This window comes from Marinomonas ostreistagni (genome assembly GCF_016461785.1).
In the GTDB taxonomy this organism is placed as follows: domain Bacteria; phylum Pseudomonadota; class Gammaproteobacteria; order Pseudomonadales; family Marinomonadaceae; genus Marinomonas; species Marinomonas ostreistagni_A.
This window is the reverse complement of the sequence record NZ_JAEMUH010000009.1, coordinates 33,322-59,802: the sequence shown is the minus strand read 5'-3', so window position 1 is coordinate 59,802 and position 26,481 is coordinate 33,322. Positions and strand designations below refer to the sequence as shown.

Below are 26,481 nucleotides of genomic sequence, written 5' to 3'. Positions count from 1 at the left end.
TGTTATTAAATCTAGGTCATATGCTTAGAAAACGCTCACCCTAGACTGGGTAAATGTAGCAAACCTTATGCACGCAGGTAGTAAAGTAGAGCAACCAATTGTATCAAAGTCTTGCGGCGCTAGGATTGGCCAGCTTTATTATGCTTCTATGATCTTCATCTATACTGATTCAAATGCGTTACTACACTGTGTTTTAGCCAAGGGGGCGTTATGGGCACGCACGTTCAAGTCGGATGGGATGCATTTTTCTTGCTCTGCTATGCAGCATTACTATGGGGGTTATGGCGTTACAACCGTGCCGGCTCAAGTAAAGCACAAGGAAAGGCGTTGCAAATCATCACGCTTATTTTAGCCTCTCTATCGGCTACTGATATCATGTTAGACATGAATCGTTATGCGCAGTTTGACTCATTATTGGACACATTAAGCTTTGGGATGGGAATGGCTTATGTGGTGGCAGTGTGCCTGATCTGCGTCTTTGTCGCGTTTAATAAACATGACCGTCACCGTTCACCGTATCGGCAACTTGAGCAAGAAATTCATCGGCGACAGGCGCTAGAGGAGCAGTTACGTAAAGCATCTGATTCTCTTGAGTATGATGTTGCTCAACGTACCCGCGAACTGGAAGACATTAAGACGCGGTTAGAGCAAGAGGTTCAAGCGACAGCACAGGCAAACAAGCGTATGACAAGCATTTTTGATGCGGCCCCTAATGGTATGTTGGTGGTCAATCGAGAAGGTTTCATTACCCAAGCGAACACGATGGTGGCTTCGATATTCCGCTGCAGTGTGGAGGATTTAATCGGTCAACCGGTGGATAACTTGGTGCCAAGCGAAATTCGTCATCAGCACGTTGTCGACCGCCAAGCGTTCCAAGATAAACCCGCAAAACGAAAAATGGGTGCCCGCCGGAATCTTTTTGGTATCCGGTTCGATGGTTCCTATGTTCCAGTAGAAGTGGGGTTACACCCCGTTGAGTTGGATGAAGGCACTGAGATTGTGGCCGCAGTGGTAGATATCAGTGAACGTAAGGCATACGAAAAGCGAATCCATGAGCGTAATGAAGCGTTAGAAACGTCAAACCGAGAGTTGCAAGAATTTGCTTTTATTGCCTCCCATGATCTTCGTGAACCTCTTCGCAAGATCATCTCATTCTCAACTTTGCTACAAGAGGGGGAGTACGGAGAATTTAACGATGAAGGGAAAGTCTTTTCGGACTACATTGTGAATGCAGCCCATCGTATGCGTGACTTATTAACGGATCTACTGGCTTACAGTCGCGTAACGTCTAAGGCTAATCCGTTTAAAGCCGTGCGAATGAACGCGTTGATGGAAGAAGTATTGGATGACTTACAGCTTGCTGTCGAAGAGTCGCATGCGCAGGTAGAAGTAACAAACTTGCCCGATGTGGTGGCGGACCAAGTGCAATTAAGGCAGCTTTTCCAGAATCTTATAGATAACAGCTTGAAGTATCACGATCCAGATAGGCCGCCTGTCATCCGTATTAGTGGTAGTGAAGATGATTACTTTGTGCGCTATGAAGTCGCCGACAATGGCATAGGTTTTCACCAACAGTATGCGGATAAAATATTTGAGGTCTTCAAGCGACTTCACGATAAGCAGATGTTTACCGGAACAGGGATGGGGCTGGCGATTTGTCGCAAAATAGTACAGCGTCACAGTGGCACTATTACTGCAAGTTCAAAAGAAAATGTAGGTACTACCATGCGCATTGAATTGGCTAAAAAGCAGGTGGAGAGTGATGGTCAAGAGTAATGACGTTGCCGTGAAATTTTTGATGTTGGATGATGATCCAGAAGATGCTTTCTTGGTTAAGACCGCTCTTCTGCGCAGTGCAGTGCCCGTTTCTTTTCACTATTTTCAAACCAGTGCAGCATTTGCTCAGTATTTGCCCAAAATGGTCTTGGAAATAGAGCATGATCAGCTCATAGTCCTATTATTAGATTTGAATATGCCCTGTAAAAGTGGACTTGAATGGCTCAAGGAGCTACGTTCGAATGAACGGCTTGATGATCTGTTCATCGTGGTATTTTCAACATCTGATATGGCAGAAGAAAAAGCTAGAAGCTTTGCGCTGGGCGCAAACGAGCATCTCGGTAAGCCTGATAGTGTGACCGAGTTGGCGAGTAAACTGAATGCATTGTATCACCGCTGTGTGAAACAGAGGGGGCTGTAGGAAGATGGAGAAGGCGAATTTATCCGTTCTAGTGATTGAAGATGATCTAGAGGATTACATTCTTTTAAGGACATATTTATCGCGCGCCACACGTTCCCATTTTGAACTGACACATGTGCAGCACTTTCAGGAAGCGGTTAAGTGTTTGGTTGAGCATCAGTTCGACGTGATTTTAGCGGATTATTTTCTCGATGGGCATACGGCAACAGACCTGTTTAAGCATGTAAAGCTGATTGGTGTCGATACGCCAATTGTTGTTCTGACAGGTATGGCAGCAACCGAACTGGATGACGTGTTGATGCAATTAGGTGCATCGGACTTTATTCCTAAAGATGAACTCACCACAGCGTTGCTTGAGCGTAGTATTCGTCATGCCATTGAACGCAAACGCGCCGAACAACAAATTTCCCAATTAATTAAACGTGACCCGCTTACCGGTTTAGGCAACCGTCTAATATTCGAAGAGCATGCGGAGTTGGCTATTGCTCGCGCTAAGCGTAATAAGTCTCGGCTTGCTGTCGCATTTTTAGATCTTGATCGTTTTAAAAACGTCAACGATACATTGGGCCATCATGTGGGCGATTTACTGCTCACTTTAGTAGGTAAACGAATACAAGATGCCATTCGTGCGAGTGATTTTGTGGCACGGATAGGAGGGGACGAATTCACTTTATTGTTGGACAACGTGCAGGATGTTGAAAGTCTTAATGCTATCGCCAATAAGGTTCTTTCCGAAGTCACTCGCCATGCAATATTAGACTGCAAACATTTAGAAGTCTCTGCCAGCATGGGGATTGCGTTGTACCCTGATCAAGGCGAAACGGTCTCTGAATTAATGCGCAAAGCAGATATGGCGCTTTACGAGAGTAAAAAGCAAGAAGGTAGCTGTCATCATATGGTGTTCAGCGATAGTTTGCAGGCGCGGCTTCAAAAAGAAACTCGTGTCGAAAACGGCTTGCAACAAGCGCTCGCGAATGACGAATTTGTACTGTATTACCAGCCAATTGTATCGTTGGATACCCACCGCATAAAAGGGGTGGAGGCTTTGATAAGATGGCGACAGCCTGACGGAAAACTTTTATTGCCAGGCGAATTCATTGAGGAAGTGAATCGAGTCGGTTTGATCGGTGCGCTGGGTGAGTGGGTTTTAGAAGCTGCTTGTAAGCAGCTTCGTGCTTGGTTAGATATGAGAGTAGAATTAACCATGTCGATTAATATCTCTCCTAGGCACTTGAGGCAAACTGGTTTTGATGAACTGGTAATTAATACTGTTAGACGCTATCAGATACCAGAAGGTTATTTAATGTTGGAGTTGACCGAAGAGGTGTTTGTCGACAGTGGTATTTCCAGCCTGTATGTGCTGAATGAAATCCGCCGAGTGGGTGTACGAATAGCAATTGATGACTTTGGTACTGGGTACTCATCTATGCGTTATTTAAAAAGCCTTCCGATAGATCGTATCAAGATTGACCGTTGCTTTGTCTCAGGAAGTGGAGATGAGCAATTATCCGATCCTATGATTACCCAAGCCATTGGCTTTTTAGCTGAAGGGCTTGGTCTAGACCTTGTCGCGGAAGGCATAGAAACCGCCGAGCAGGCTGCCGCGTTGTCTGCACAGGGATGTCATAACGGACAGGGTTTTTTGTTTGCAAAACCGCAATCTAGCGAGCATTTATTGGCATTGGTAGAGCAACAGCAAGCGCTATCAGTGTCGGGGTAAGCGTAAACGAACTTCTAAACCACCTTGTATACGGTTGATTAGCGATACCTCTCCACCATGTGCTCGTGCAATATTGCGTGCAATACTCAAACCAAGTCCAACGCTGCCGGGGCGGCCACCACGAGTGGAAGCCAGTTGAGTGTATGGCTCAAACACATGGTCAATTTTAGCATCAGGGATACCTGGCCCGTTGTCACAAATTCTGATGCATAACTCATTATCACTGTCTTCAATAATGACTTCGGCTTTGTGCCCATAATACAAGGCATTATCAATAAGATTGCCTAGACAGCGTCTGATGGCTAAGGGTTTACCAATGTAAGGTGCTTTTAGCGTTCCTTGAATCACCAGTGTTTGCGATGAATGCTGGGTGCTTTTCTGAATATCATGCAGAAAGCGAATCAAATCAATTTCTACGCGATTTTCGTGTATATCTGTCTCTTTAACGCTCTGAATTGCCCCTTTTACTAACATATCAAGATCCTCAAGATCCCGAATCATGGCTTCACGACTATCATCGTCATCGAGCATTTCTGCACGTAGTCTTAGTCGAGTAATGGGGGTTTTTAAATCATGGGAAATGGCCGCGAACAGTTTCTCGCGATCGTTTAGATAACGCTGTATACGTGCCTGCATATCGTTAAAGGCGTGAGCTGTATGGCGCACTTCTAATGCGCCGACTTCCCGTAGTGGTTTAAAGTCGCCCTGGCCAAAGCGTTCTGCAGCGCGTGCCAACACCGCCAGTGGGCGTGTGGTACGTCGTAAAATAAGCAGTGTCAAAAGCAGAACCGTTGTTACCGAAACCACCAGTGAAAAGACACGGTCTTGGCTCAATGGCGAGGTATCTTCAAGAAAGTAAGGGTCGGGCATTAGGCTCGCTAAATACAGCCAATCAGAATCGTTTATAGGGATCTGAATAACAATGATGGGAGGCGTTAGAGGTTTTACTAGCAGGCTGTGGTGTCCCCATCGTTCAGGAAGATCAACTAGCCGAGTATGATTATTGATAACATGTAAGTCTTCGGGGCTTGAGAAGGCGATTTTCGCATTACTGATGCCCAATTGATTGACAAGAGTCGTTTGTACTTCTTCTTTAACAATATTTTTGAGAGGTGAATCAGGGATTGGATTGATCAGAATCTCTTCCCGATTCAACGTGACAAAAAAACGAGTCCCCCCCATGTCTTGTAACTGATCAATGACTACATGGCGATAGTTTTGTGGTAAGGACGAAAAATAGCTAACCGTGGCGGCAATCCGAAATGCCATATGCTTGGATACCTCACGGACATTTTCACGGGTATCAGCCTCGACCTGATGTAACCAAATGGTTGAGCCAATTAACTGCACGGAGGCTACGCCGAAGGTCATAATGATCACGATTTGTCCGGTGAGGGACTGAAACCATCGCTTAACCCTCAATAGTGTGGTCATGGTTATTTGCTTCAACGTGTACCGTCAAAATGTAGCCTTGACCCCGTACTGTTTTAATAAGCTGCGGTTGACGTGCATCTTCGCGTAAACGTTGTCGTAATCGGCTAACATGTACATCAATGAATCGGTCTAGTGGAGAGGTATCACGACCTCGAGTATTCTCCGCAATATAATCTCTAGAAAGAACCATGCCTGGGTTGGTAACAAAAAGCATCAGTAAATTGTAATCCGCTCCGCTTAGTGGCTCTTTTACACCATCAACCCATAATTCGCGCGTTAACGTATCTAAAATAAACTGTGCGAAACGGTAAAAACGGTAAGACTCTTGTATCGGTTCAAGAGGCGCTTCGGGGATCTCAGCGATCTGCTCCATACGCCGATGAATGGCTTTGATGCGTGCTAAAAGTTCCCGAGGATTAAAGGGTTTGGCAAGGTAGTCATCTGCACCAATTTCTAGGCCAATGATACGGTCCATCTCATCTGAGTTAGCCGTTAGCATAATGACGGGAACATTAGACTGAGTGCGTAAGGTTCGACATACAGAGAAGCCGTCAGCGCCGGGCAAACGAACATCTAGAATCACTAAGTCGACACCCAAATTGGGGCTAAATGCGGCCAGAAAGGATTCACCAGAATCTGCTGTCAGAACCTGATACTGGTTTTTCTCTAAGTAGGACTGAAGAAGTGAGCGGATCTCATCATCGTCATCTACAACATAGACGCATTTCGTTTTTGTCATAAAAACCTATTTTGAATAGTAAATAAGCAGATAAGGGAAAGAGTCTAACAAGAAACCGTTTGTTAACCAACGACCTTGATAATAGAGTGAGTGGCAGTTTGTAATAGCCTCAGCAAGGTATAATGAATAATTACCAGATTGTCTTCATACAACCACAGCAAGACAACTGAGTGTATCGTAACAATTGAAGAGAGATAATACGATGACAACAAAAGTAATGGCATTTGGGGAAGCCCTGATTGATTTCCTATCGAACGGGAGCACTGGTCTTGATGGGTTGGAGTCATTTGCGAAATACCCTGGCGGTGCACCAGCTAACGTTGCTGTGGCCGTTGCGCGATTGGGTGGCGATAGCCACTTTGCAGGCCAAGTTGGAGACGACTCGTTTGGCCACTTCCTTAAAGAGTCGCTGGAACATTACGGTGTAAAAACAGACAGCATGCTGATGACCAAGGAGGCGAAAACCGCTTTGGCGTTTGTGAGCTTGGATGCAACGGGCGAACGTAGTTTTGAGTTCTACCGTAACCCATCGGCGGACATGCTGTTTCGTCGAGAAGACTTTAAAAGCGAATGGTTCTACGCGCCTCGTGGCGTGTTCCACACCTGTTCAAACACACTGACAGACAGCGATATCAGCTCGGCAACGATGGCTGGGATCGTGATGGCAAAAGCAGCCGGATGGATTGTCAGTATTGACGTAAACCTGCGCATCAACCTATGGCCAGATCATCAGGTCGATACTGACCGAGTGATTGCGTGGATGCGCCAAGGAGACGTTATCAAAGCCAGCTTGGAAGAGCTTGAGGTGTTATCAAGTGAGCCGTTGGCACTGATTCAAGAGCTATTAAAAGGTGGCGTTGCTTTATTTGTACTAACGGATGGCGGCCAGCCAGTACGTTACTTCACTGCCTCTGGGCAAGGTGAAATAGCGGCACCTAAAGTGGATGTAAAAGATACCACCGCAGCAGGTGATGCATTTGTCGGTGGTTTGCTGTATCAATTGGCGGAGCACGGTGGTGATCGTGAGTCTTTATCTCGCTTTAGCGAAGAGGAACTGAAAGCGTGTATTCGCTTTGCGGTGGCCTGTGGTGCGCAAGCCGTGACCAAGCCTGGCGCGTACCCATCATTACCGACGTTAGCAGAAGCGAACGCCCGTTTAGAGACTTTCTAACCACACTTAATCCATTAAGAAAAATTTAAATAAGAGGGGGATGGGCCCGATAAGAGGCTACATTCCTCTCTTGTTCTACCGTTTCACACTACGTGTTTTCTTGTTTGATTTTTATACTAATCCTTTGGGAACCCATATAAAAAGTAGTAAAAGTAATACTTTTTCCTGCATATCTTCGTTATAAGTCTATATTTAAGTTGTTTTTAAGATAGTTGTCGCCTTGAAGTTATATGTGACTTTGACAATAATTTGCACAATCTTAATCCTTAAAGATGTTTTTTAAATTAAGACGATTCAATCCTAACTGATAATAAAAACTATAGGGCATTCAACATATGGTGCCCTTAAAGGAGTGAAAATGAAGAAGTCCACCCTCTCTATGCTTATCGCTTTATCACTTGCTAGCACGACCAATACTTGGGCTAATCAAGATGAACTCATCTTTAAGCCAGGTGCTGATACAAGGTTTAATTGGGCGAGTTTTGAGCAACTGAAGGCAGTTGATCTTTCAGGTCAAGAACTCACAGTTTTTGGCCCATGGTTAGGCTCAGAGAAAGAGCGTTTCGATAACGTTATTGCCTATTTTGCCCAAGCAACCGGTGCAAAAGTTAGCTACGCAGGCTCGGACTCCTTTGAACAACAAATTGTCATTGATGCTCAAGCAGGTAGTGCACCAAATATCTCAATCTTTCCACAACCTGGCTTAGCGGCAGATTTAGCAGCTAAAGGTCTATTAACGCCACTTGATGCGGAAGACGAAGCGGCAGTTAAGAAAGACTACGCTGCAGGTCAATCTTGGGTCGACCTTGCTACGTTTAAGGATCAAGATGGCAATAACGAGTTTTACGGTGTCTTTTACCGTGCTGACTTAAAGTCTTTGGTTTGGTACTCACCTGATAATTTCTATGATGCAGGATACGACGTGCCTGAAACCATGGAAGACTTGAAAGCCTTGACCGAGCAAATCGCTGCAGACGGCGGCACACCTTGGTGTATTGGCTTGGGTTCCGGTGCAGCAACTGGGTGGCCTGCGACCGATTGGGTGGAAGATCTTATGCTTCGTACACAGCCTGCCGATGTCTACGATCAGTGGGTAAAAAATGAGGTCAAATTTGATGACCCTCGTGTGGTGGGTGCAATCGAAGAGTTCGGCTGGTTTGCTCACAATGACGCATTTGTAGACGGTGGTATTAAAGCGGTTGCGGCGACAGACTTCCGTGACAGCCCTAAAGGTTTATTCGCATCTCCGCCAAAATGTTACATGCATCGTCAGGCGTCTTTCGTGCCAGCGTTCTTCCCTGATGAAATTGAGCTGGGTATTGACGCAGATTTCTTCTACTTCCCGTCTTACGCTTCAAAAGATTTGGGTAATCCCGTTCTTGGCGCAGGTACCTTGGTCAGTATCACGAATGACTCTGAAGCGGCTCGCGAGTTCATCGACTTCATGCGCTCTCCGATCGCTCACGAACTTTGGATGGCTCAAAAAGGCTTCTTAAGTGCGCACCTTGGCGCGAATCCAGAGCTCTACGCAACGGAAACGGCTAAGAAACAAGGCGAGATCCTGCGTTATGCAACGACATTCCGTTTTGATGCCTCTGATCTGATGCCTGGCAAAATCGGTGCCGGTGCATTCTGGACCGGTATGGTCAATTACTCAAATGGTGACAGTGCCGAAGCGGTTGCACAAGAGATTCAAAAAACTTGGGATGCACTGAAGTAATTGCGTTAGAGCGTTTGCGTCAGATCCTCTTGGTTTGGCGCATTCTTCTCGCCTTTTTGAAGAAGTTAGTCACTTCTTACCCTGTTTTTGTCACTCGATACCATCCATCAATATAGTAAAACGGAGTCTCTATGGGACAGCTCGCTGTAGCGTTTTTGACCATGACCCTAGGTGTGCTGACTTGTGCTGGTTACTTCTATGGCTCAAATGCACTCTTGGACGTTATCTTTCCCTCAAAAAATCGCCCACCTGAAGTGGTTGCGCGTAATCTGCGTATCGTCAATCAAGTGCGTCCGTGGTTGTTTTTAGGACCAGCATTGTTGCTTTTGTTCTTTTACCTTTTTTACCCTGTCGTCCAGTCTGTGATCCTTTCTTTTTATGGCCGTACGGGTGAAGAGTTTGTTGGACTAGATAACTATCTATGGCTTTTTCAAAGCGGTGAATTTCTTGAGTCCTTTCGCAACAACATGTTGTGGTTGATCGTCGTTCCCACGTTGTCGACTTTTTTTGGTTTGATTATTGCGACGATGACTGACCGTATTTGGTGGGGCAACATCGCAAAAACGCTTATTTTTATGCCGATGGCGATTTCATTTATTGGTGCTTCCATTATTTGGAAGTTCATCTACGAATACCGTAGCGGCGGCGATGAGCAAATTGGTTTGCTCAATGCACTCGTCGTGTTCTTTGGTGGCGAGCCTCAGACTTGGATTCAGATTCCATTTTGGAACAACTTCTTCTTGATGGTTATTTTAGTTTGGATTCAAACCGGTTTCGCTATGGTGATTTTGTCTGCGGCGCTTCGAGGTATCCCTGATGAAACCGTTGAAGCGGCGGTACTAGACGGTGCAAGCGGGTTACAGATTTTCTTCCGTATCATGGTGCCGCAAATTTGGGGCACGATCGCGGTAGTCTGGACAACTATTACCATTCTTGTGCTCAAGGTGTTCGATATTGTATTGGCCATGACTAATGGGCAATGGGGCACGCAAGTCCTTGCGAATCAAATGTTTAGTTGGCTTTTCCAAGGAGGAGGAGACTATGGTCGAAGCGCGGTTATTGCGTTGGTCATTATGATCCTTGTTTTACCGATTATGGTTTGGAACATTAAGAATGCAAACGCTGAAATGGAGGGCCGATAATCATGGTGACGTCAAAAAAAGGCTCTGCATTAACCATGGTGGTTCATGCAACGGTGCTTTTCCTCGTGATTATGTGGACGATTCCGACTGCTGGCTTGTTTATTTCTTCTATCCGAGACAAAGACCAGCTGTCAGTTTCTGGTTGGTGGACGGCGTTGTCTTCTTCTGAGCAGAAAATTGTGTACCGAACGCCTGATGCTGACTCAGAGATTCAAGAAAATGGTTTATACGTGCTTCGCGGCAACCTGCTAGAAGGTGGAAGCGGCAAAGTCGTTAAGTTTGGTATTAGTTCACTTAAACCAGAGGCATTTGAACCAGGAACTGAAACCCAAGATCGTCGCGATGTTACCTTCAAGATTATGGCGAATGGCGATTACGAAGTAACGTCAGAGAAGTCATTCCGTCGTGGTGTACGTATCTTCTATACCGCCGAAGTGCCACCGCGTTTTACGCTTGATAACTACCGTACGGTGCTAAACTCCGAGGGGTTAGGGCAATCATTCATTAACTCGCTAACGGTCACGATTCCGGCGACTGTGATTCCTATTTTGATTGCCGCATTTGCTGCTTATGCCTTGGCTTGGATGAAATTTCCTGGCCGTGCTTTGTTGATCGCAGGTGTTGTTGGCTTGCTGGTCGTACCATTGCAAATGTCTTTGATTCCACTGTTAACGGCTTACAGTAAGATTGGCGCAATTTTCGGTATTGAGGCGAAAGGCTATGTGGGTATATGGCTCGCCCATACCGGTTTTGGCTTGCCTCTTGCTATTTACCTTTTGCGTAATTATATCTCGGGCTTGCCGGGTGAAATTATCGAATCGGCACGAGTAGATGGCGCGTCGGATTTTGTGATTTTCCGCAAGATTATTCTGCCTTTGTCGTTTCCTGCGTTGGCTTCGTTTGCGATCTTTCAGTTCCTTTGGGTCTGGAATGATCTGCTGATTGCAACGGTATTCTTGGGTAACACCGAAGAAAGTTTGGTCTTAACAGGGCGCTTGCGTGAATTGCTTGGATCACGGGGGGGCAACTGGGAAATCCTCACAGCATCGGCGTTTATCACAATTATTATCCCACTGATGGTGTTCTTTGGCCTGCAACGTTATTTGGTTCGCGGCCTGCTAGCGGGTTCTGTTAAGTAGAAAACAGCAAAAAATAACTTGTGCCTTCCTTCTATTGGATTCGATTAGTAACGAGAACGGAAGGCATGACGCCCAAGTAGGGCGACAACGGAGCAAGATTAAGATGGCAAATGTAAAGCTAACCAATGTAAAAAAAGTCTACTCGAACAATGTCGAAGTCATGCGCGACATTAACCTCGATATTCAACAAGGTGAATTCATCGTATTCGTCGGCCCATCAGGTTGTGGTAAATCCACGCTACTACGAATGATTTCTGGTTTGGAAGAAATCTCTGATGGTACGCTGGAAATCGATAACCAAGACGTAACGCATGTGCCTCCCTCTCTACGTGGTGTGGCGATGGTGTTTCAAAGCTACGCGCTATATCCACACATGACGGTGTACGACAACATGGCATTCAGTCTTCAAATTGCGAAGATGAATAAACAAGAAATCGATGCACAGGTTCGCCGTGCCGCTGAGATGCTTCAGTTAACGCCTTATCTAGATCGTTTACCGAAAGCGCTATCGGGTGGTCAGCGTCAGCGCGTTGCAATCGGCCGTGCGATTGTGCGTCGACCAAAAGTGTTCTTATTTGATGAACCGCTTTCCAACCTAGATGCGGCATTGCGTGTTGCAACGCGTATGGAAATTGCCAACCTGAAAGAAAGTATGCCCGATTCGACCATGATCTATGTGACCCACGATCAGATTGAGGCGATGACGCTTGCTGATCGTATCGTTCTCTTGTCTGCGGGTAATATTGAGCAAGTCGGTTCGCCACTTGAGTTGTATTCGAACCCAGAAAACGTCTTTGTTGCGAAGTTTATTGGCTCTCCTGCCATGAATGTTATGCCATGTGTGATCGAGTCCACGGGTGAAAGAACAGCAGTGAAAGTCGCTGACAAATTCACGATACAATCACCTATCGCTTCTCCTACCGAAGACAATGGCAAATCAGGTTTCTTAGGTGTTCGTCCTGAGGATCTTGTTATGGTGCAGGATGGGGACGCTGCGCTTCTAGAAGGTGAAGTCTCATTTGTCGAATCACTTGGCGAAGCGACATTGCTTTATGTTCATGTTCCTGGTGTGACAGACGCTGTGATTTCTAAGCAACAAGGCACGGTTAATATCCATAAAGGCGACAAAGTACGCCTAACAGCACTACCCGAAAAACTACATCTTTTTAATCAAGACCAGCAATCTTATCGCTGTTTGTAAGCTTTTTGATTAATCATTTATTGGAGACAGTTATGACGAGCAATCTGAATTGGTGGAAAGGCGGAATTATTTACCAAATTTATCCCCGTAGCTATATGGATTCCAACGGCGATGGTGTGGGTGACTTAAAAGGGATCACAAGCAAGCTCGACTATGTTGCGTCGCTAGGTGTTGATGCGATTTGGCTGTCACCAATCTTTACTTCTCCGATGAAAGATTTTGGTTACGATGTCTCAGATTACCGCGATATTGACCCTATGTTTGGCTCGCTGAGCGATTTTAAGAACATGGTTAATCGTGCTCACGAGCTAGGCTTGAAAGTAATGGTCGATCAAGTGATTAGTCACTCATCGGATCAACACCCATGGTTTGAAGAAAGTCGCCAAGATAAGACGAACCCTAAAGCGGATTGGTATGTTTGGGCGGATCCTAAGCCTGATGGTTCGCCGCCAAATAATTGGTTATCTATCTTTGGGGGGAGTGCATGGAAGTGGGACAGCCGTCGTTTGCAGTACTACTTGCACAACTTTCTCGAATCGCAGCCTGATTTGAACTTCCATAACCCCGAAGTGCGTCAAGCAAGTTTAGATAATATGCGCTTTTGGCTAGATCTTGGTGTGGATGGTTTCCGACTTGATACCGTGAACTTTTACTTCCACAGTCAGGGCTTGGAGGATAACCCTCCTGTGCCACCAGGTGAACCTAAGACGATGGGAGCGCCTCATGACAACCCATACACCTACCAGCGACATGTATACGATTTAAGCCGCCCTGAAAACTTAGGCTTCCTGAAAGAAATGCGCCGCATGATGGATGCGTATCCTGGTACCACTACCGTGGGTGAAATTGGTGATGACTTTCCCTTAGAGCGAATGGCGCAATATACTTCTGGCGGCGATAAGCTTCATATGGCTTATACGTTTGACCTGCTCAATAAGCCTCACTCACCGGAGTACATTCGTAATGTACTGAAGAATATGAATGAGATAGTGGGCGATGGTTGGCCTTGTTGGGCGCTATCTAACCATGATGTGGTGCGTGTGAGTACTCGCTGGGGAGAAGGCCAAGATGCCCAAGCGTATCCTTTGATCGCCATGGCGCTGATTCTGTCCTTACGTGGTAGCGTGTGTTTATATCAAGGTGAAGAATTAGGGTTGCCAGAGGCTGATGTGCCTTTTGAGCGTATTCAGGACCCTTATGGCATTCCTCTATGGCCCGTTTTTAAAGGGCGTGATGGTTGTCGTACGCCAATGGTGTGGGAAAACAGTGCTCAAGGCGGCTTCTCTTCTGTGGAGCCATGGTTGCCAGTGGATGCGCGTCATTTGCCAATGAGTGTGGCCGAGCAGGAAGCCAATGCAGACTCTTTGTTACATAAAGTACGTAACCTGATTAAATGGCGTCAGCAACAACCTGAGTTGGTGAATGGTGATTTGCAGTTGTTAGATGTGAACAATGAGCAATTGGTTGCGTTTGTGCGTAGCTATGAAGGCAGTAACGTAGCAGTCGTGCTCAATATGACGGGCGAGACTCAAGCAGCCCAACTGACAGTGCCATACGGCGAAGTATTGCAAGGCCATGGTTTCTTATCGGCACTAAAGGCAGGAGAGCTGGAGCTACCACCTTATCAGGCGTGCTATGTTCGATTAGCTTAAAAAATGGATATCAGGCGCTTATGGCGCCTGATATTGTGCGTTTATGAAAAATGAAAAGAAATTAACACTTAAAGATGTTGCTGAGCAATTGAACGTCTCGACAGCAACGATTTCCAATGCGTTTAATCGCCCCGACCAGCTGTCTGCCAAGCTTAAGGAGAGTATTCTCTCTCGCTGTAAGGAGATGGGGTATTACGGACCCAACGCCGCGGCACGCAGTTTGAGAACCGGGCGAACGGGCATTGTCGGCATTGTTCTGTCTGATGAGTTGAGCTACTCACTTTCAGATCCTGTTGCCAACCAGTTTATTACGGGCATGGCAGAGGTATTAGAAAAGAACAATTACAATATGCTGCTGCTCTCTGCATCAGAGCTATCGTCCGACTCGCAAAGGCGTATGCAGTCTTCCATGGTCGATGGATTCATCGTTTATGGTTATAAATCGCAACAATATCGCGATGCGCCTTGGCTAGATAAGAGCAAGAATGTGGTGGTAGTCGACAGTCATATTCCTGGTGCCTCATCCGTAAACGTGACGAATGAGCAAGGGGCTTTTGATATTGCGGTTCATGCATTACAGCATCGTCCCAAATCGGTAGCGATCATGGGGCTTGAGCTATTAGAGACCGATCGTGTTTGTCGTATTTTTGATGATGAATTATTGGACGCTGATACATCGATTTCGATCCAGCGTTTGCATGGCTATCGCCGAGCCCTCGAACAGAACGGTATGCAAATCTCTTCGGAACAGATTTGGAATATTCCTCATAATACTCATAAGTTAGCTTATCAAGCGGCGCGAGAGGCGTTAATGATGGCTAATCGCCCTCAACTGCTGCTTTGTATGAGTGACCGGATTGCTTTAGCAGCAGTCCAAGCCGCATTACATATGGGAGTGCGTGTACCAGAAGAGTTGCATGTGGTTGGCTTCGACGGTATTCCAGAGAGTGATACCTTTCACCCTTCCATCACAACCGTGCATCAGCAAACGGTAGAGAAGGGGCGTATCGCAGCAGAAATGTTTTTGGGCTTGCGTCCTTCGTGTAATGTGGAACTACAAACTAAGTTGAAAGTAGGGTTGAGCTGCCCTGCTGTTAATAGCAGTACAGCTTAGTCAAATCTTGTTTGTTTAAATGTTGATGTGCCACTTGCGCTTGAAACAGCTCGGCACAGGAGACCGCGTCCATCAATGCTTGATGGGCGCGATAGCGCGGTAAGTGATAGCGTTGGCGGCAGGCATCTAGGCGCAGCGAAGGCTGTCGACCAAAGCGTTTCCACCAAGGTTTGTAGGTGATGTTCGCCTCCAGTGCCATGGTATCGATCATCGGAAATAATAACGGCTCCCCATAGTGCTTCATGGCGGCGCGATACAAAAACGGTCGCTCAATGGCGGCACAGTGCACCACCACGATTTTCCCTGCAATTGCATCCAATACTTCATCCAGAAAGCTCGACAAGCGTGGTGCATCTTGGATTTCAGAATGGGTGATTTCATGAATGGTGACCGATTCCGCGGTCAACGCAGAATGCGGTTTGGCTAACCAATATTGGGCGCTGCGCAGCTTGATGGCTTGCAATGAAAAGGACACTAAACCAATGCTGACAATTTCATTCTCATCCGAATCAAGCCCAGTGGTTTCAATGTCCAAGGCGACCAATGGCGCTTCCTCTAAAGGGCAATCAAGGCCTTTTACACCGGCCTGATAAAAGCGCTTTAAGGCGTCGGATTGGGTGTTGTTCGCCATCTCTTGGTAAGCTTGCTGCCAGTTTTCTGGAAGATTGTCGAGCGTCATACGCTGTGATTAGCCTTTTCCTGGGTAACGGTATTTTAAGAACTCTTGTTGTCTAGAAACGATATTAAACGCGTCGCGTAAATGGCGCTTCTCAAATTCGGACAGGGTTTCTGGGTCCACTTTGTTATTTGGCTCCTCTCCTGCTTCGACCTGAGTTTTCTGGTTTTTAATGCGCACCATGCCGATCATTTCTAGGGCGAGGATGAGATCACGAGCGCGCCCATCTGGCATCACGCCTGCCTCTTCGATGTCTTCTAATCGCTCAAATGTATTGAGCTTATTGGAGCCCAGTGCCAAAGCGTGCACACGGACTAAATCTGCAATGGGAGCGATGCCACGAGACTTCAAGTTGAACGTTCGGGATTGTTTACCTTCACCGTCTAGTACAAATTGACGGAAGAAGCCCAGCGGTGGCGTACGTTGGTTCGCATTACGTGCCAGAGCGGATAAGAAGCCCTTATGGGTTTTCGCCAATTGACGGATATGGCTGTTTAATTGGCGAGCTAGGGTTTTATCGCCATAGATGCCGCGCAAATCGAAGAAAATAGACACATGTAACAAGGCTTCGGCTTTGGGCTTTTCGATCCACTCGCCAAACGTGCGTTTCCAATCCGATAAAGATAAGCGCCACTTCGGGTTTTTCGCCATGATATCGCCAGTACACAAAGGGTAGCCACAGCGATCTAGGTTGTCACAGACAAAGTCGCTTAATTCACGAAAGTAATCCCCGTGAAGTGCTGGATCATAACGGTCATGCAGAATCAGCGCATTGTCTTGGTCTGTACTGATGATTTGCTCTTCACGAGCTTGTGAGCCTAACGCTAAGAAGCAGTAGGGAATCGGCGCGGGTCCCAGTTGTCTTTCCGCCAGTTGAATCAAACGCTTCACAAATGCGACCCCAATATGGGACATGGCGTTGCCAATCATTTGTGTGTTGGCATCTGCATTCACCAACTGCGTGAAGATGTGCGACATTTTCTTGCTGATCGCGACCAAACCTTCAACGTCTTCTTGTTTGTAGATATCGCTGATCACATAGACTGAACCGTGGCTTTCACGCTGAACCAGATCGCCAGTACTGATCACTCCAACTGGTCGGTCATTCTTGATGACAGGTAAGTGGTGAATGTTGGTGGCCATCATTTTCAATACGGCTTCCGCGGCAAAATCCCCTGCATCAATGGTGATGGGGTTTTGCGTCATAATCATATCGACACGAACATCGAGAGGCAGTCCTTGCGCGACCACTCGGTTACGTAAATCTCGGTCGGTCAAAATGCCCACAAGCGCATCGTCTTCGGTGATTAACAAAGAAGAGACACGCTCGTTGGCCATGATATTGGCTGCGGTTTTAATGTCCACCGTATGGCTGGCAGTAATAGGGGGACGACGCAGCAGAGAGTGCACCGGACACGTCATAAGAGACAAATCAGAAGACTGATTGTCCATGGCGGTTTTCAGTCGCACTTCGCGAGACAGCTCGAAAAAGTCAGAAAATGCGTCGAATTCGCTGTAAAACTGAATGAACCATCGAGCGGGGATGCGATACAACAAAGAGTCTTCGAGTGCTCGCATGGTTTGTGATGAGCGCCCGCCACGTAGTAAAGAAGAGGAGCCAAAAATATCCCCTTCATGCATACGACGCAGTAGCTTATCACTTTTGCTTTTGTTCTCGATGGCGCCCGAGCGAATAAAAAACAGGGTGTCATTGCGTGCTTCGGGTGCGATGACCCACTCACCTGCACGCACATATTGGATCTCAATATCTTTGACCATATCCTGCAGAATAGGCTCGTCCTTCAGGTCTGAGAAGGGCGCGTATTCGCACAAGGTATCCAAAATTTCAGAGAGTTCGACGTCCATTAAAATCCTCGTTTAGACGGCTGGGTAGAATATGGCAGCTATACCCATCAGGATAAATAATACGCAGGCTGCAATACGGGTTTTCTTAGGGTCGATCCGTTTCATCAGCCATTGTCCTGCGTAAACAACAGGTACATTAGCCAACAACATGCCTATTGTAGAGCCTACTGTGACCCAAAATACTGAGTGGTAGTTGGCCCCTAATAATACGGTAGCGATCTGAGTTTTATCACCTACTTCCGCAATGAAAAACAAGACAAACGTAGCGACCAAAGCACCAGATTTTAGTACGTTGCTTTCTTCACTGTCGTCTTTATCAGGGATTAAAATCCAAAGACCTACAGCAATAAAGCTAGCACCAATTAGCCAGTTTAACCATGCACCTGGAATCCAGTTAGTGAGTTGAACACCAAACCATGCCGAAATAAGGTGGTTGATGATTGTCGCAGCGACAATGCCCAATACAATTTGAAATTTAGAAGAAAAGCGTGCTGCCAAGAATAAGGCTAGAAGTTGGGTCTTATCGCCCATTTCAGCCAAAGCAACAGTAGAGATAGAGGTAAGGACGGCTTCCACTAGTCGTATCCTACGGTGGGCGATTAAACATAAGACGACACACTTGTGCCCACCTGAGCCAAGTACTCGTCTTAAGTCTCATCAATCCAACGCTGGCGCTTTGGACTTCTATGCCATGAGCTTGAGGCTCAATTATGTTGACATAGAATCTTCGTAAACGAAGAAGATTACTCCCTTAAGAGGCGGCCAGTATAACCAAGAGGGCGGCACAACTCAACCAAGTTATGCCGCCCTCCGATGGTATTTAGGCTTACCTAAGAAACGTTATTTTACGAACTTAAGGTCCGATTTAAGTCCGATAAACAAGCTTACACACATCACTAGAAGCAGTAGGGTAAATGGTAGACCAATGGTGATTGCTGCGGCTTGGATGGCAGTCAGTGCTTCTGAACCACCACCTACTAGCAGAGCCACGGCGATGATGCCTTCTAGAACAGCCCAGAAGATACGTTGTGACATAGGCGCATCGGTTTTACCACCTGCGGTAATGCCATCAATGACCAAAGAACCCGAGTCAGAAGATGTAACAAAGAACACCAAGACCAACACGATTGCGATGAAAGAAATCACAGACGTCAGTGGCAGGTTTTCAAACATTTGGAACATTGCCAAAGAGACCTCACCAATACCATCTGCTAGTGCACCTGTGCCCTGTTGCACTTGCTCAATTGCAGAACCACCGAAGATGGCCATCCAAACAACCGATACTAAGGTTGGTACAAGTAGTACAGCGATGATGAATTCACGAACCGTACGACCACGTGAAACACGTGCGATAAACATACCTACGAATGGTGACCAGCTGATCCACCATGCCCAGTAGAATACTGTCCAGCCGTGGTAGAAGGTTTCATCTTCACGACCCACCATGTTACTTAGCGGTAGGATATTTTCGATATAACCCACTAACGTGGTGCCCATGGCACCAAAGATCGCACCAGTATGACCAACGATTAATACGAAAATAGCCAACAACGCAGCAATGATCATGTTGATATTGGACAGCAGTTTTACACCGCCATCTAAACCACGCGCTACAGAGATAATCGCAACACCTGTCACCACTGCGATCACAACGATTTGAGTGGTCAGCGTATTCGGAATATCAAATAGGAAATGCAGACCACTGGTGGCTTGCTGTGCACCAAAGCCTAGTGAAGTGGCCAAACCAAAAATCGTTGCAATCACTGCGAGAATATCAACAAAGTGACCAAGAACACCCCATACACGTTCACCAAAAAGAGGGTAAAACGCTGAGCGGATCGTGAGCGGTAGGCCTTTATTGTAAGCAAAGAAAGCCAGTGCTAAGGCAACAACGGCATAGATGGCCCAAGGGTGGAGACCCCAGTGGAACATGGTTGCGCCCATGGCGAGAGACTCTGCCTCGGGTGAACGGGCTTCAACATTAAGTGGCGTGCCATACCAGCCTGTATAGTAAGCCACAGGCTCAGCAACACTCCAGAACATTAAGCCGATACCCATACCCGCTGCGAACAGCATACAGAACCAAGCAATCGTGGAATGCTCAGCCTTGGCATCAGTGCCTCCAAGACGGATTTTACCCATTGGTAAGAAGATGAGTGCCAAACAGAAGAGCACGAAAATGTTGCCGGCAATCATGTAGAACCAATCAAAATTATTGATCGACCAACCACGCGCCGCCATAAGCATATCTTTTGCGCTATCAGGGAAGGCAATAGAGCCAATGACGAACGCAAAAATAATGAAGGCAGAAATACCAAATACAGGGTTATGCACATCTAAACCCAGGAACTGTACGTTGTCCTGACCTGCTTTATAGTCCGTCTGATACTCGTCCCGACCAACTGCCGGTTTGTCTTTACTCATAGTGTTAGTTACTCCCAAATGGTTAAGGCAGTAACAATTGGAATAAAGGCCGAGCCCTAGGGCCGGATTTGTGTCTGCATTCCAATTGTCGCAGTGTCTATTCGTTTGAATGGACCCTTATTTGAATCACGTTTCTACTTTGAGGTAGAAGTACTTTGTTGGCGGTAAAGCGCCTCAATAAGAGGCGCTCTAAGCAATTTGAAGGGAGAATGGCAGTATATTAATTTGATGTCAAACAATTGTAAGGAGTAAGAATGTTAGCTCTCTAAGAATAATTCGAGCAATTCGTTCAAGAACAGTTTGCCCTTTTCGCTGGTACGGATGACGCCCTGTCGCCAAGCGTTTTGTTCCAATAGACCTAGTCTGACCGCTTTCTGGCAAGATTCAAAAAGTTCTTTTGGAACAGTGTGATAGGCATATTTTTCATAGTCGCTAAGCGGAAATTCCTCAAACAAACGTAAGCGATTCATCATAAATTCTAGCGGCAAATCTTCTGGCGCAATCGCTTCTTTAATGCAAAGTGCTTCGGGTAGATTGTTAAGGTAATGATTGGGGTGTCGGGTTTTTCGTGTACGAAATATTTCCCCATTATTTAGCGTGATTTTGCCATGTGCGCCCGCACCGATGCCTAGATAATCGCCAAAACGCCAGTAGTTCAAATTGTGTTGTGCTTGGCGCTCGACTTTGGCATTAGCTGAAATTTCATACTGTGAATAACCGTTTTGCTCGAGCAAAGCGAGGCCTTCGTCTTGAATGTTCCACAGCGTATTGTCTTCAGGAAGCGTTGGTGGGCGGCGGTAAAATTCGGTGTTCGGTTCGATGGTTAATTGATACCAAGACAAATGCTCAGGGTTCAATTCAATGGCCAGTTTTAGATCTTCAAGTGCCATTGCTACGCTTTGATCAGGTAGGCCATGCATCAAATCTAGGTTGATATTTTCAAAGCCTGCGAGACGAGACTTATCCACAGCGGCGATTGCTTCTTCGCGATTGTGGATTCTTCCTAGGGTTTTCAACAGGTTTGGCTGAAAACTTTGGATACCAATCGATAACCGATTGATGCCTGCCTTACGAAAGTGTGCGAACTTTTCTTGCTCGAACGTACCAGGGTTGGCTTCCATGGTGATTTCTGCGTTTTCTACCCAGTTCAGCTTATCTCGTAAGCGGTCAAACAATTGGTAATAGAAATCGGCGCTCATCAAGCTTGGCGTACCGCCACCAATAAACGCGGTTTGAATAGGGCGATCCGCCACATAGAGCAGATCTACCTCTAAATCGGCAATCAGCTGATCAAGGTAGGCTTGCTCAGGTAGCTTGCCTTGGTCCTCAAAGCGGTCGGCTTGGTGTGAGTTGAAGTCGCAGTAGGGGCACTTGCGTACGCACCAAGGTACATGAATGTATAGGCTTAAAGGCGGCAATTGGCTCATAGCATTTGACGGGCTTTAAACGCCTCAACCAGTTCCGTTAGCGCTTTAGCACGATGGCTAAGTTGGTTTTTCACTTCTTTTGGCAAACTCGCTGAACTACAGCCTTTTTCTGGTACATAGAAGATTGGGTCGTAGCCAAACCCTTCCACACCTTCTGCGGACTCCAAAATACGGCCTTCCCATGTGCCGTGGGCGATGATCGGCGTTGGATCGTCTTTATGGCGCATAAACGCTAGCACACAATGGAAGCGAGCCGTACGTTGTTCTTCAGGAACACCTGCAAGCTTTTCGAGTAGCAATGCATTGTTGGCTTCGTTGTTACCGTGCTCTCCAGCAAAGCGCGCCGAGTAGATGCCCGGCGCACCGTTTAAAAAGTCTACTTCGATACCGGAATCGTCAGCCAACGCAGGAAGACCGGTTTCGGCACAGGCATGACGTGCTTTTAATATGGCGTTTTCAACGAACGTTAAGCCGGTTTCATCCGCGTCTGCTACTTGGAAGTTACCTTGTGGTTTTACTTCAAAGTTAAATTGGCTTAACAGGGCGTTAAACTCTTTGATTTTGCCGGCATTGTTGCTGGCAAGCACGATGGTTTGGCTCATTGGAATACCTTTAGTCCACGTAAAAGTGGCGTTGGAAATTCACAGTCATCGGTGCGCTATCGGCACTTAATTTAGCGTTAACCGTGAACGTTAAGATTTCATCATCGGTCTTGGTAAACGGTGCTAAATAGTACACCGCATCGCCTTCTTCGATGGTTATAAAAGATAGTGAGACAATTTGTCCTAATAAGTTTTTTACATTAGCACTGACCAGTGCGCGTTGCGATTGTGGTAGCTCACCTTCGGTTTGGGTGGTTACCGCAACATTTAATAACGCCTGACCCTTGGTGCGGGTCAGACCATATTGGTGGGCTATCTCGGGCGTTAGGAAAGTGGACTCAAAGGTGTTGTAGTGTAGTTGGTAGTCACCAAACTGCGTCACTTGATCGGCTTGCACAGCGGACATCATCAAGGCGCTAACAACGCCTAATAACCATTTCATAACAGAGCTCCTAATTTAGCGGCTGACTTTAAAGATAGCAGTCTCGCTAAATAAGTTGGGCATTAAGCGAGTCCACCAGTGATCGCGTAATTGTCCGTCAACCGCGGCCCAGCGTTGTACTTTTAAGCCTTTTGACTGACATAAGTCGCGAAAATCTTTAAAAGTACAGAAGTGGATGTTGGGCGTGTCGTACCAGTTGTATGGCAAAAACTCAGACACCGGCATGTGACCTTTGATACCTAAGTGCACACGGTTGCGCCAGTGACCAAAGTTCGGGAAGGTAATGATCGCTTCTTTACCAATACGTAGCATTTCGTCTAACAGTAGGTCAGGACGACGGAATTGCTGTAGCGCATGGGCCATAATCACCACATCGAAACTTTGATTCTCAAAGTTCTTTAGGCCTTCATCAATGTCTTGCTCAAGCACTGGAATGCCTTTTTCGATACAGACGTTAATGTTCTCTGCATCGATTTCAAGGCCATAGCCGGTGACATTTTTATGCTCTGATAGGTGGCTTAATAACGCACCGTTACCACAACCCAAGTCAAGCACACGTGTATTGGGAGCGACCCAATCGCTGATTAATTCGAGATCCGCGCGCATTTAGGCATTCTCCTTCGGAAGGTGTTTTGCTGCTCGACCTAAGAAGCCACGCAGGGCTGCCATGTAACGAGGAATCGGAAATAGGAATGCATCGTGGCCTTCAATCGCTTCGATTTTGGTGTAACTTACATGTTTTCCTGAGCGGATTAAGGCATCGACAATTTCTTCGCTGCGCTCTGGTGAGAAACGCCAGTCCGTCGTGAACGACACCAGTAGGAATTCACATTGCGCTTTGCTCAGCACCTTAGCCAAATCACCGCCTTCTCGGGCAGCAGGGTCAAAGTAATCCAACGCTTTGGTCATCAACATGTAGGTGTTGGCATCAAAGCGTTTGGTAAAGGCCTCGCCTTGGTAGCGCAGGTAGCTTTCTACTTCGAACTCGACTTCGTAGTTGTACTGGTAAGTATCGTGACGCATTTGTCGGCCAAACTTATTACCCATGGAGTCGTCTGACAAATAGGTGATGTGCCCTAACATGCGCGCTAAACCTAAACCGTTCGTCGGGATAGTGTCATGGCTTTGATAGTTACCGCCATGGAACTCAGGATCTCGGCGGATCGACTGACGTGCCACTTCGTTAAAGGCGATATTCTGTGTTGAAAGCTTCGGTGCTGAGGCGATGATCGCTGCTCCACGTAAACGATCAGGGTAGCGAATACTCCACTCAAGCACTTGCATACCTCCTAAGCTACCGCCAACGATCGCTGCAAACTGCTTAATGCCAAAACGATCGGCAAGGCGAGCTTGGGTTTCAACCCAGTCTTCCACGGTCACCATTGGGAATTCGGCCCCCCACACGTTACCCGTAGCTGGGTTAACGGTCGTTGGTCCCGTACTGCCACAGCAGCCTCCTAGATTGTTTAGGCTGATGACGAAAAAGGTATTGGTATCAATAGGTTTACCTGGGCCTATTGCTGTATCCCACCAGCCTGGCTTTTTATCTTCCATGCTGTGGTATCCTGCCGCGTGATGGTCGCCACTTAAAGCATGGCAGATAAGCACTGCATTGCTGGCGTCAGCGTTCAATTGACCGTACGTTTCGTAGATCAACTGATAATTTGGCAGGGTTTGTCCGCACGCAAGCACAAGCGGCTCATCAAAATGTGCCACCTGAGGTGTGACAAGCCCGACTGAATCGACAGGAATGGTTTCCGGCATAGGTGTAGCGTGTCCTAATGAAAGTTTGAATACCGCAGAACCGCGGTCTAACGCATTTTAATTAAATGGAGGCACAGTCTAGCGTTTGCGCAAGAGGGCTTCAAGCGGATGTGGGTAAAAGCCGCCCCGAGGCCTCGGGGCGGCAATATTGCTATGAGTTTTTAAGAGTGAACACACGAGTTTTGTCGGCCAGTGTGCTGGCCAAACCATGAATCTGATGTGCGCTATTTACTATCAATTCAATCGAGTGGCTGTCTTCACCTAACTGTTGGGCGATTTGGTCCATTTCAGTGCTCATTTGCACCGCAGTACTGGCCACATCTTGGATTGATGTCGCCATTTGGTCTGAAGCTTGAGAGCTGGTTTGGGCATTGTTTTCAATGACTCGAATGGCTTCTTCTGCCTCGCCACCGTTTTGTTCAATGACGCGAAGGCGTTCTTGGCCTTGCTCCATGGTGCTGATAGCGGTCTGAGTTGAGCTTTGAATCGTTCCAACAATCTCGGTAATTTTTGAAGTGGCGTCGACGGTTTTCTCCGCCAAAGAGCGCACTTCGTCCGCAACGACCGAGAAACCACGGCCTGCTTCCCCTGCACGAGCGGCCTCGATGGCAGCATTCAACGCCAGTAGGTTAGTTTGATTCGCAAGATCATTAATCATGCCGATGACGTTATCAATGTCCGAAGACAACCGGCCCAGTTCATCTAGCTGTTTACCTGTTAGGTTCACAGCTTCGACTGTTCCGTTGAGGTTATCTAATACCACGCGAATGGTTTTCGCACCTGCTTTAGCGGACTCGTAAGTTTCGCTTGAGTGCTCTCGTAATTCGTCTGTCGTGGAGGATAGGTGTGTGATTCGGCTGGATATATCGTCGGTGGCGACGGCGAGTGATTTTGTTCTATCGGTTACTGAGCGGTTATTGTCAGCAATATTGGTAATGGCGCCATTCAGTTCGTCGATCATGGTGCTGACGTTTGAGGTAGTGTTGACCACTTCTGACAATACGCCGCCTAGGCCCCCAGTCATTTCATTTAACGACTGGCTTAAGGCATCAAATTCATCGTTTCGTTTATGGTTAATCGATGCCTGTGCCGTCATATCACCTTCTTTCACCTTGGTTAAGTCAGCGATGACTTTCATTAGGGTGTTACGGGCACTACGACCAATGCTTAGCATAAGCAAAATAGAAACGATTGATACACCAACGCTGACGATTAAAAGTGTCACCAACGATTGTTGACTCTGCTGATCTGACGCTAGCTCTGCTTCTTTAACATATTGGCCGATCAGCTCTGCGAGCTGGAATTGCGCTTCTGCGAAAGCATTTTTGCTCTCATCAAATTGTGCCTCAGCACTTTTTAAGCTTGCGAACGCTGGGCCATAGCTCATGATGGCGTCGTAGTATTGCTGCGCGACGGCACCGATGGTGTCGTTAAAGCCAAAGTTCTCTACTTTTGATTGAAAGCGAGCAAAGCTCTTCTCAAAGTCTTGTAATACGGTCTCTGAAGGCTCACTTAGATACACTGCTTCGAACTTGCGAGCATTGATAAATTCTTTTTTGAGTAAGCTAAGACGCTCAATGCTAGTAGAGATCTCATCACCTAAACGTGTAATGTCTCCTTTAAGCCCTGACTGGTTATTAAACCCTGTCGTGTTTAAATTTTCGGCAATGAGCAATAAGGAGTCCGCATAAGCAGAGAGCTTCACTTTAGAGTCTTGCAGGGCTTGATCTAGTTCTGGCTGGTCAATGAGTTGGATATCTTTTTCTAAGATATCTAAATCTTCCGACTTTTGCTTGCTAAGCATGGTTTGGTATTGAGCAAAGTTTTCATTGCTTAAGCTGCGCAACTGATCGGCTGCTTCCAAAATGCCTAAGCTGATTTTGTCTACTCCCGATCCAACATCTCCGTAGACGCGTAGTTGCTGATTTGCATCTTGTTGTGCATTCATGCCGCGAACAGCAACCCATGTAACCAAAATGAAGCCAGCAATAGCACATGCCAGCAGCAGCATGAGTTTGGCTCTAAAAGACAAGTTGTTCAACATACAGCAC

22 protein-coding genes and 1 riboswitch are annotated in these 26,481 nt (G+C 46.7%); of the genes, 10 read left to right on the top strand and 12 right to left on the bottom strand.

The window, feature by feature from the left end; genetic code table 11:
* Nucleotides 1-210: 210 nt before the first annotated feature.
* The 3 genes from JHD44_RS10565 to JHD44_RS10555 are packed head-to-tail and all read left to right on the top strand — an operon-like array spanning nt 211 to nt 3,917.
* Entirely contained in the window at nt 211-1,776 is a 1,566-nt protein-coding gene (locus JHD44_RS10565) for a sensor histidine kinase (RefSeq protein ID WP_199462723.1), read from the top strand.
* On the top strand, nt 1,763-2,197 hold the full coding sequence (locus tag JHD44_RS10560; protein ID WP_199462722.1) for a response regulator: 435 nt from the start codon (nt 1,763-1,765) through the stop codon (nt 2,195-2,197). Before JHD44_RS10565 ends, JHD44_RS10560 begins: the two co-directional genes overlap by 14 nt.
* A gap of 4 nt (nt 2,198-2,201) precedes the next feature.
* Nucleotides 2,202-3,917: a GGDEF domain-containing response regulator gene (locus JHD44_RS10555; RefSeq protein WP_199462721.1), complete on the top strand. Its 1,716-nt coding sequence runs from the start codon at nt 2,202-2,204 to the stop codon at nt 3,915-3,917.
* Here JHD44_RS10555 and JHD44_RS10550 read toward each other — a convergent pair.
* Both JHD44_RS10550 and JHD44_RS10545 read right to left on the bottom strand, forming a co-directional pair.
* The gene (locus tag JHD44_RS10550) at nt 3,903-5,351 is read right to left on the bottom strand and encodes an ATP-binding protein (RefSeq protein ID WP_199462720.1); all 1,449 of its coding nucleotides are present in this window, start codon (nt 5,349-5,351) and stop codon (nt 3,903-3,905) included. The two genes, JHD44_RS10555 and JHD44_RS10550, sit on opposite strands and share 15 nt — an antisense overlap.
* Nucleotides 5,329-6,090 (bottom strand): response regulator, encoded by a 762-nt coding sequence (locus tag JHD44_RS10545; RefSeq protein WP_199462719.1) that lies wholly within the window; start codon nt 6,088-6,090, stop codon nt 5,329-5,331. Before JHD44_RS10545 ends, JHD44_RS10550 begins: the two co-directional genes overlap by 23 nt.
* Nucleotides 6,091-6,292: 202 nt before the next feature.
* On the opposite strand from JHD44_RS10545, the gene JHD44_RS10540 reads away from it, so the two are divergent.
* The 7 genes from JHD44_RS10540 (at nt 6,293) to JHD44_RS10510 (ending at nt 15,229) form a co-directional block, all read left to right on the top strand.
* Nucleotides 6,293-7,261: a carbohydrate kinase family protein gene (locus JHD44_RS10540; RefSeq protein WP_199462718.1), complete on the top strand. Its 969-nt coding sequence runs from the start codon at nt 6,293-6,295 to the stop codon at nt 7,259-7,261.
* Nucleotides 7,262-7,619: 358 nt separating this feature from the next.
* On the top strand, nt 7,620-8,981 hold the full coding sequence (locus JHD44_RS10535; protein WP_199462717.1) for an ABC transporter substrate-binding protein: 1,362 nt from the start codon (nt 7,620-7,622) through the stop codon (nt 8,979-8,981).
* A 131-nt stretch (nt 8,982-9,112) separates the two neighbouring features.
* Complete coding sequence (locus JHD44_RS10530) at nt 9,113-10,123, top strand: carbohydrate ABC transporter permease (protein WP_199462716.1); 1,011 nt, start codon at nt 9,113-9,115, stop codon at nt 10,121-10,123.
* A 2-nt stretch (nt 10,124-10,125) separates the two neighbouring features.
* Nucleotides 10,126-11,262, top strand: a complete 1,137-nt coding sequence (locus tag JHD44_RS10525) for a carbohydrate ABC transporter permease (protein ID WP_199462715.1) — start codon at nt 10,126-10,128, stop codon at nt 11,260-11,262.
* Between the two features lie 103 nt (nt 11,263-11,365).
* The gene (locus JHD44_RS10520; protein ID WP_199462714.1) at nt 11,366-12,463 is read left to right on the top strand and encodes an ABC transporter ATP-binding protein; all 1,098 of its coding nucleotides are present in this window, start codon (nt 11,366-11,368) and stop codon (nt 12,461-12,463) included.
* A 32-nt stretch (nt 12,464-12,495) separates the two neighbouring features.
* A complete protein-coding gene (locus JHD44_RS10515; RefSeq protein ID WP_199462713.1) occupies nt 12,496-14,115 on the top strand; it encodes an alpha-glucosidase family protein in 1,620 nt (539 codons plus the stop codon).
* 43 nt (nt 14,116-14,158) lie between these two features.
* Nucleotides 14,159-15,229 (top strand): LacI family DNA-binding transcriptional regulator, encoded by a 1,071-nt coding sequence (locus JHD44_RS10510; RefSeq protein ID WP_199462712.1) that lies wholly within the window; start codon nt 14,159-14,161, stop codon nt 15,227-15,229.
* Here the strand turns inward: JHD44_RS10510 and JHD44_RS10505 are convergent.
* The 10 genes from JHD44_RS10505 to JHD44_RS10460 form a co-directional block, all read right to left on the bottom strand.
* Nucleotides 15,210-15,908 (bottom strand): 3'-5' exonuclease, encoded by a 699-nt coding sequence (locus JHD44_RS10505; protein ID WP_199462711.1) that lies wholly within the window; start codon nt 15,906-15,908, stop codon nt 15,210-15,212. The genes JHD44_RS10510 and JHD44_RS10505 overlap by 20 nt on opposite strands.
* Before the next feature lie 9 nt (nt 15,909-15,917).
* A complete protein-coding gene (locus JHD44_RS10500; RefSeq protein WP_199462710.1) occupies nt 15,918-17,771 on the bottom strand; it encodes a DUF294 nucleotidyltransferase-like domain-containing protein in 1,854 nt (617 codons plus the stop codon).
* 12 nt (nt 17,772-17,783) lie between these two features.
* A complete protein-coding gene (locus tag JHD44_RS10495; RefSeq protein WP_199462709.1) occupies nt 17,784-18,347 on the bottom strand; it encodes a TMEM165/GDT1 family protein in 564 nt (187 codons plus the stop codon).
* Nucleotides 18,348-18,431: 84 nt separating this feature from the next.
* A riboswitch (yybP-ykoY riboswitch) is annotated at nt 18,432-18,522 on the bottom strand.
* An 89-nt stretch (nt 18,523-18,611) separates the two neighbouring features.
* Nucleotides 18,612-20,195 carry a BCCT family transporter gene (locus tag JHD44_RS10490; RefSeq protein ID WP_199462708.1) on the bottom strand — a complete coding sequence of 528 codons (1,584 nt, stop codon included), beginning with the start codon at nt 20,193-20,195 and terminating at the stop codon, nt 18,612-18,614.
* A 257-nt stretch (nt 20,196-20,452) separates the two neighbouring features.
* Nucleotides 20,453-21,622, bottom strand: a complete 1,170-nt coding sequence (hemW, locus tag JHD44_RS10485) for a radical SAM family heme chaperone HemW (protein ID WP_199462707.1) — start codon at nt 21,620-21,622, stop codon at nt 20,453-20,455.
* Nucleotides 21,619-22,224: an RdgB/HAM1 family non-canonical purine NTP pyrophosphatase gene (gene rdgB / locus JHD44_RS10480; RefSeq protein ID WP_199462706.1), complete on the bottom strand. Its 606-nt coding sequence runs from the start codon at nt 22,222-22,224 to the stop codon at nt 21,619-21,621. Before rdgB ends, hemW begins: the two co-directional genes overlap by 4 nt.
* Nucleotides 22,225-22,234: 10 nt before the next feature.
* The gene (locus tag JHD44_RS10475; RefSeq protein ID WP_199462705.1) at nt 22,235-22,666 is read right to left on the bottom strand and encodes a DUF4426 domain-containing protein; all 432 of its coding nucleotides are present in this window, start codon (nt 22,664-22,666) and stop codon (nt 22,235-22,237) included.
* 15 nt (nt 22,667-22,681) lie between these two features.
* Nucleotides 22,682-23,272, bottom strand: coding sequence for a methionine biosynthesis protein MetW (gene metW, locus JHD44_RS10470; protein WP_199462704.1), 591 nt, complete (start codon nt 23,270-23,272; stop codon nt 22,682-22,684).
* Nucleotides 23,273-24,430, bottom strand: coding sequence for a homoserine O-succinyltransferase MetX (metX, locus tag JHD44_RS10465; protein WP_199462703.1), 1,158 nt, complete (start codon nt 24,428-24,430; stop codon nt 23,273-23,275).
* Between the two features lie 151 nt (nt 24,431-24,581).
* Complete coding sequence (locus JHD44_RS10460; RefSeq protein ID WP_199462702.1) at nt 24,582-26,474, bottom strand: methyl-accepting chemotaxis protein; 1,893 nt, start codon at nt 26,472-26,474, stop codon at nt 24,582-24,584.
* Nucleotides 26,475-26,481: the final 7 nt, after the last annotated feature.

Coding starts and splice junctions, on each gene's coding strand:
- JHD44_RS10565 (WP_199462723.1), top strand. CDS start 211: ATGGGCACGCACGTTCAAGTCGGATGGGATGCATTTTTCTTGCTCTGC.
- JHD44_RS10560 (WP_199462722.1), top strand. CDS start 1,763: ATGGTCAAGAGTAATGACGTTGCCGTGAAATTTTTGATGTTGGATGAT.
- JHD44_RS10555 (WP_199462721.1), top strand. CDS start 2,202: ATGGAGAAGGCGAATTTATCCGTTCTAGTGATTGAAGATGATCTAGAG.
- JHD44_RS10550 (WP_199462720.1), bottom strand. CDS start 5,351: ATGACCACACTATTGAGGGTTAAGCGATGGTTTCAGTCCCTCACCGGA.
- JHD44_RS10545 (WP_199462719.1), bottom strand. CDS start 6,090: ATGACAAAAACGAAATGCGTCTATGTTGTAGATGACGATGATGAGATC.
- JHD44_RS10540 (WP_199462718.1), top strand. CDS start 6,293: ATGACAACAAAAGTAATGGCATTTGGGGAAGCCCTGATTGATTTCCTA.
- JHD44_RS10535 (WP_199462717.1), top strand. CDS start 7,620: ATGAAGAAGTCCACCCTCTCTATGCTTATCGCTTTATCACTTGCTAGC.
- JHD44_RS10530 (WP_199462716.1), top strand. CDS start 9,113: ATGGGACAGCTCGCTGTAGCGTTTTTGACCATGACCCTAGGTGTGCTG.
- JHD44_RS10525 (WP_199462715.1), top strand. CDS start 10,126: ATGGTGACGTCAAAAAAAGGCTCTGCATTAACCATGGTGGTTCATGCA.
- JHD44_RS10520 (WP_199462714.1), top strand. CDS start 11,366: ATGGCAAATGTAAAGCTAACCAATGTAAAAAAAGTCTACTCGAACAAT.
- JHD44_RS10515 (WP_199462713.1), top strand. CDS start 12,496: ATGACGAGCAATCTGAATTGGTGGAAAGGCGGAATTATTTACCAAATT.
- JHD44_RS10510 (WP_199462712.1), top strand. CDS start 14,159: ATGAAAAATGAAAAGAAATTAACACTTAAAGATGTTGCTGAGCAATTG.
- JHD44_RS10505 (WP_199462711.1), bottom strand. CDS start 15,908: ATGACGCTCGACAATCTTCCAGAAAACTGGCAGCAAGCTTACCAAGAG.
- JHD44_RS10500 (WP_199462710.1), bottom strand. CDS start 17,771: ATGGACGTCGAACTCTCTGAAATTTTGGATACCTTGTGCGAATACGCG.
- JHD44_RS10490 (WP_199462708.1), bottom strand. CDS start 20,195: ATGAGTAAAGACAAACCGGCAGTTGGTCGGGACGAGTATCAGACGGAC.
- hemW (WP_199462707.1), bottom strand. CDS start 21,622: ATGAGCCAATTGCCGCCTTTAAGCCTATACATTCATGTACCTTGGTGC.
- rdgB (WP_199462706.1), bottom strand. CDS start 22,224: ATGAGCCAAACCATCGTGCTTGCCAGCAACAATGCCGGCAAAATCAAA.
- JHD44_RS10475 (WP_199462705.1), bottom strand. CDS start 22,666: ATGAAATGGTTATTAGGCGTTGTTAGCGCCTTGATGATGTCCGCTGTG.
- metW (WP_199462704.1), bottom strand. CDS start 23,272: ATGCGCGCGGATCTCGAATTAATCAGCGATTGGGTCGCTCCCAATACA.
- metX (WP_199462703.1), bottom strand. CDS start 24,430: ATGCCGGAAACCATTCCTGTCGATTCAGTCGGGCTTGTCACACCTCAG.
- JHD44_RS10460 (WP_199462702.1), bottom strand. CDS start 26,474: ATGTTGAACAACTTGTCTTTTAGAGCCAAACTCATGCTGCTGCTGGCA.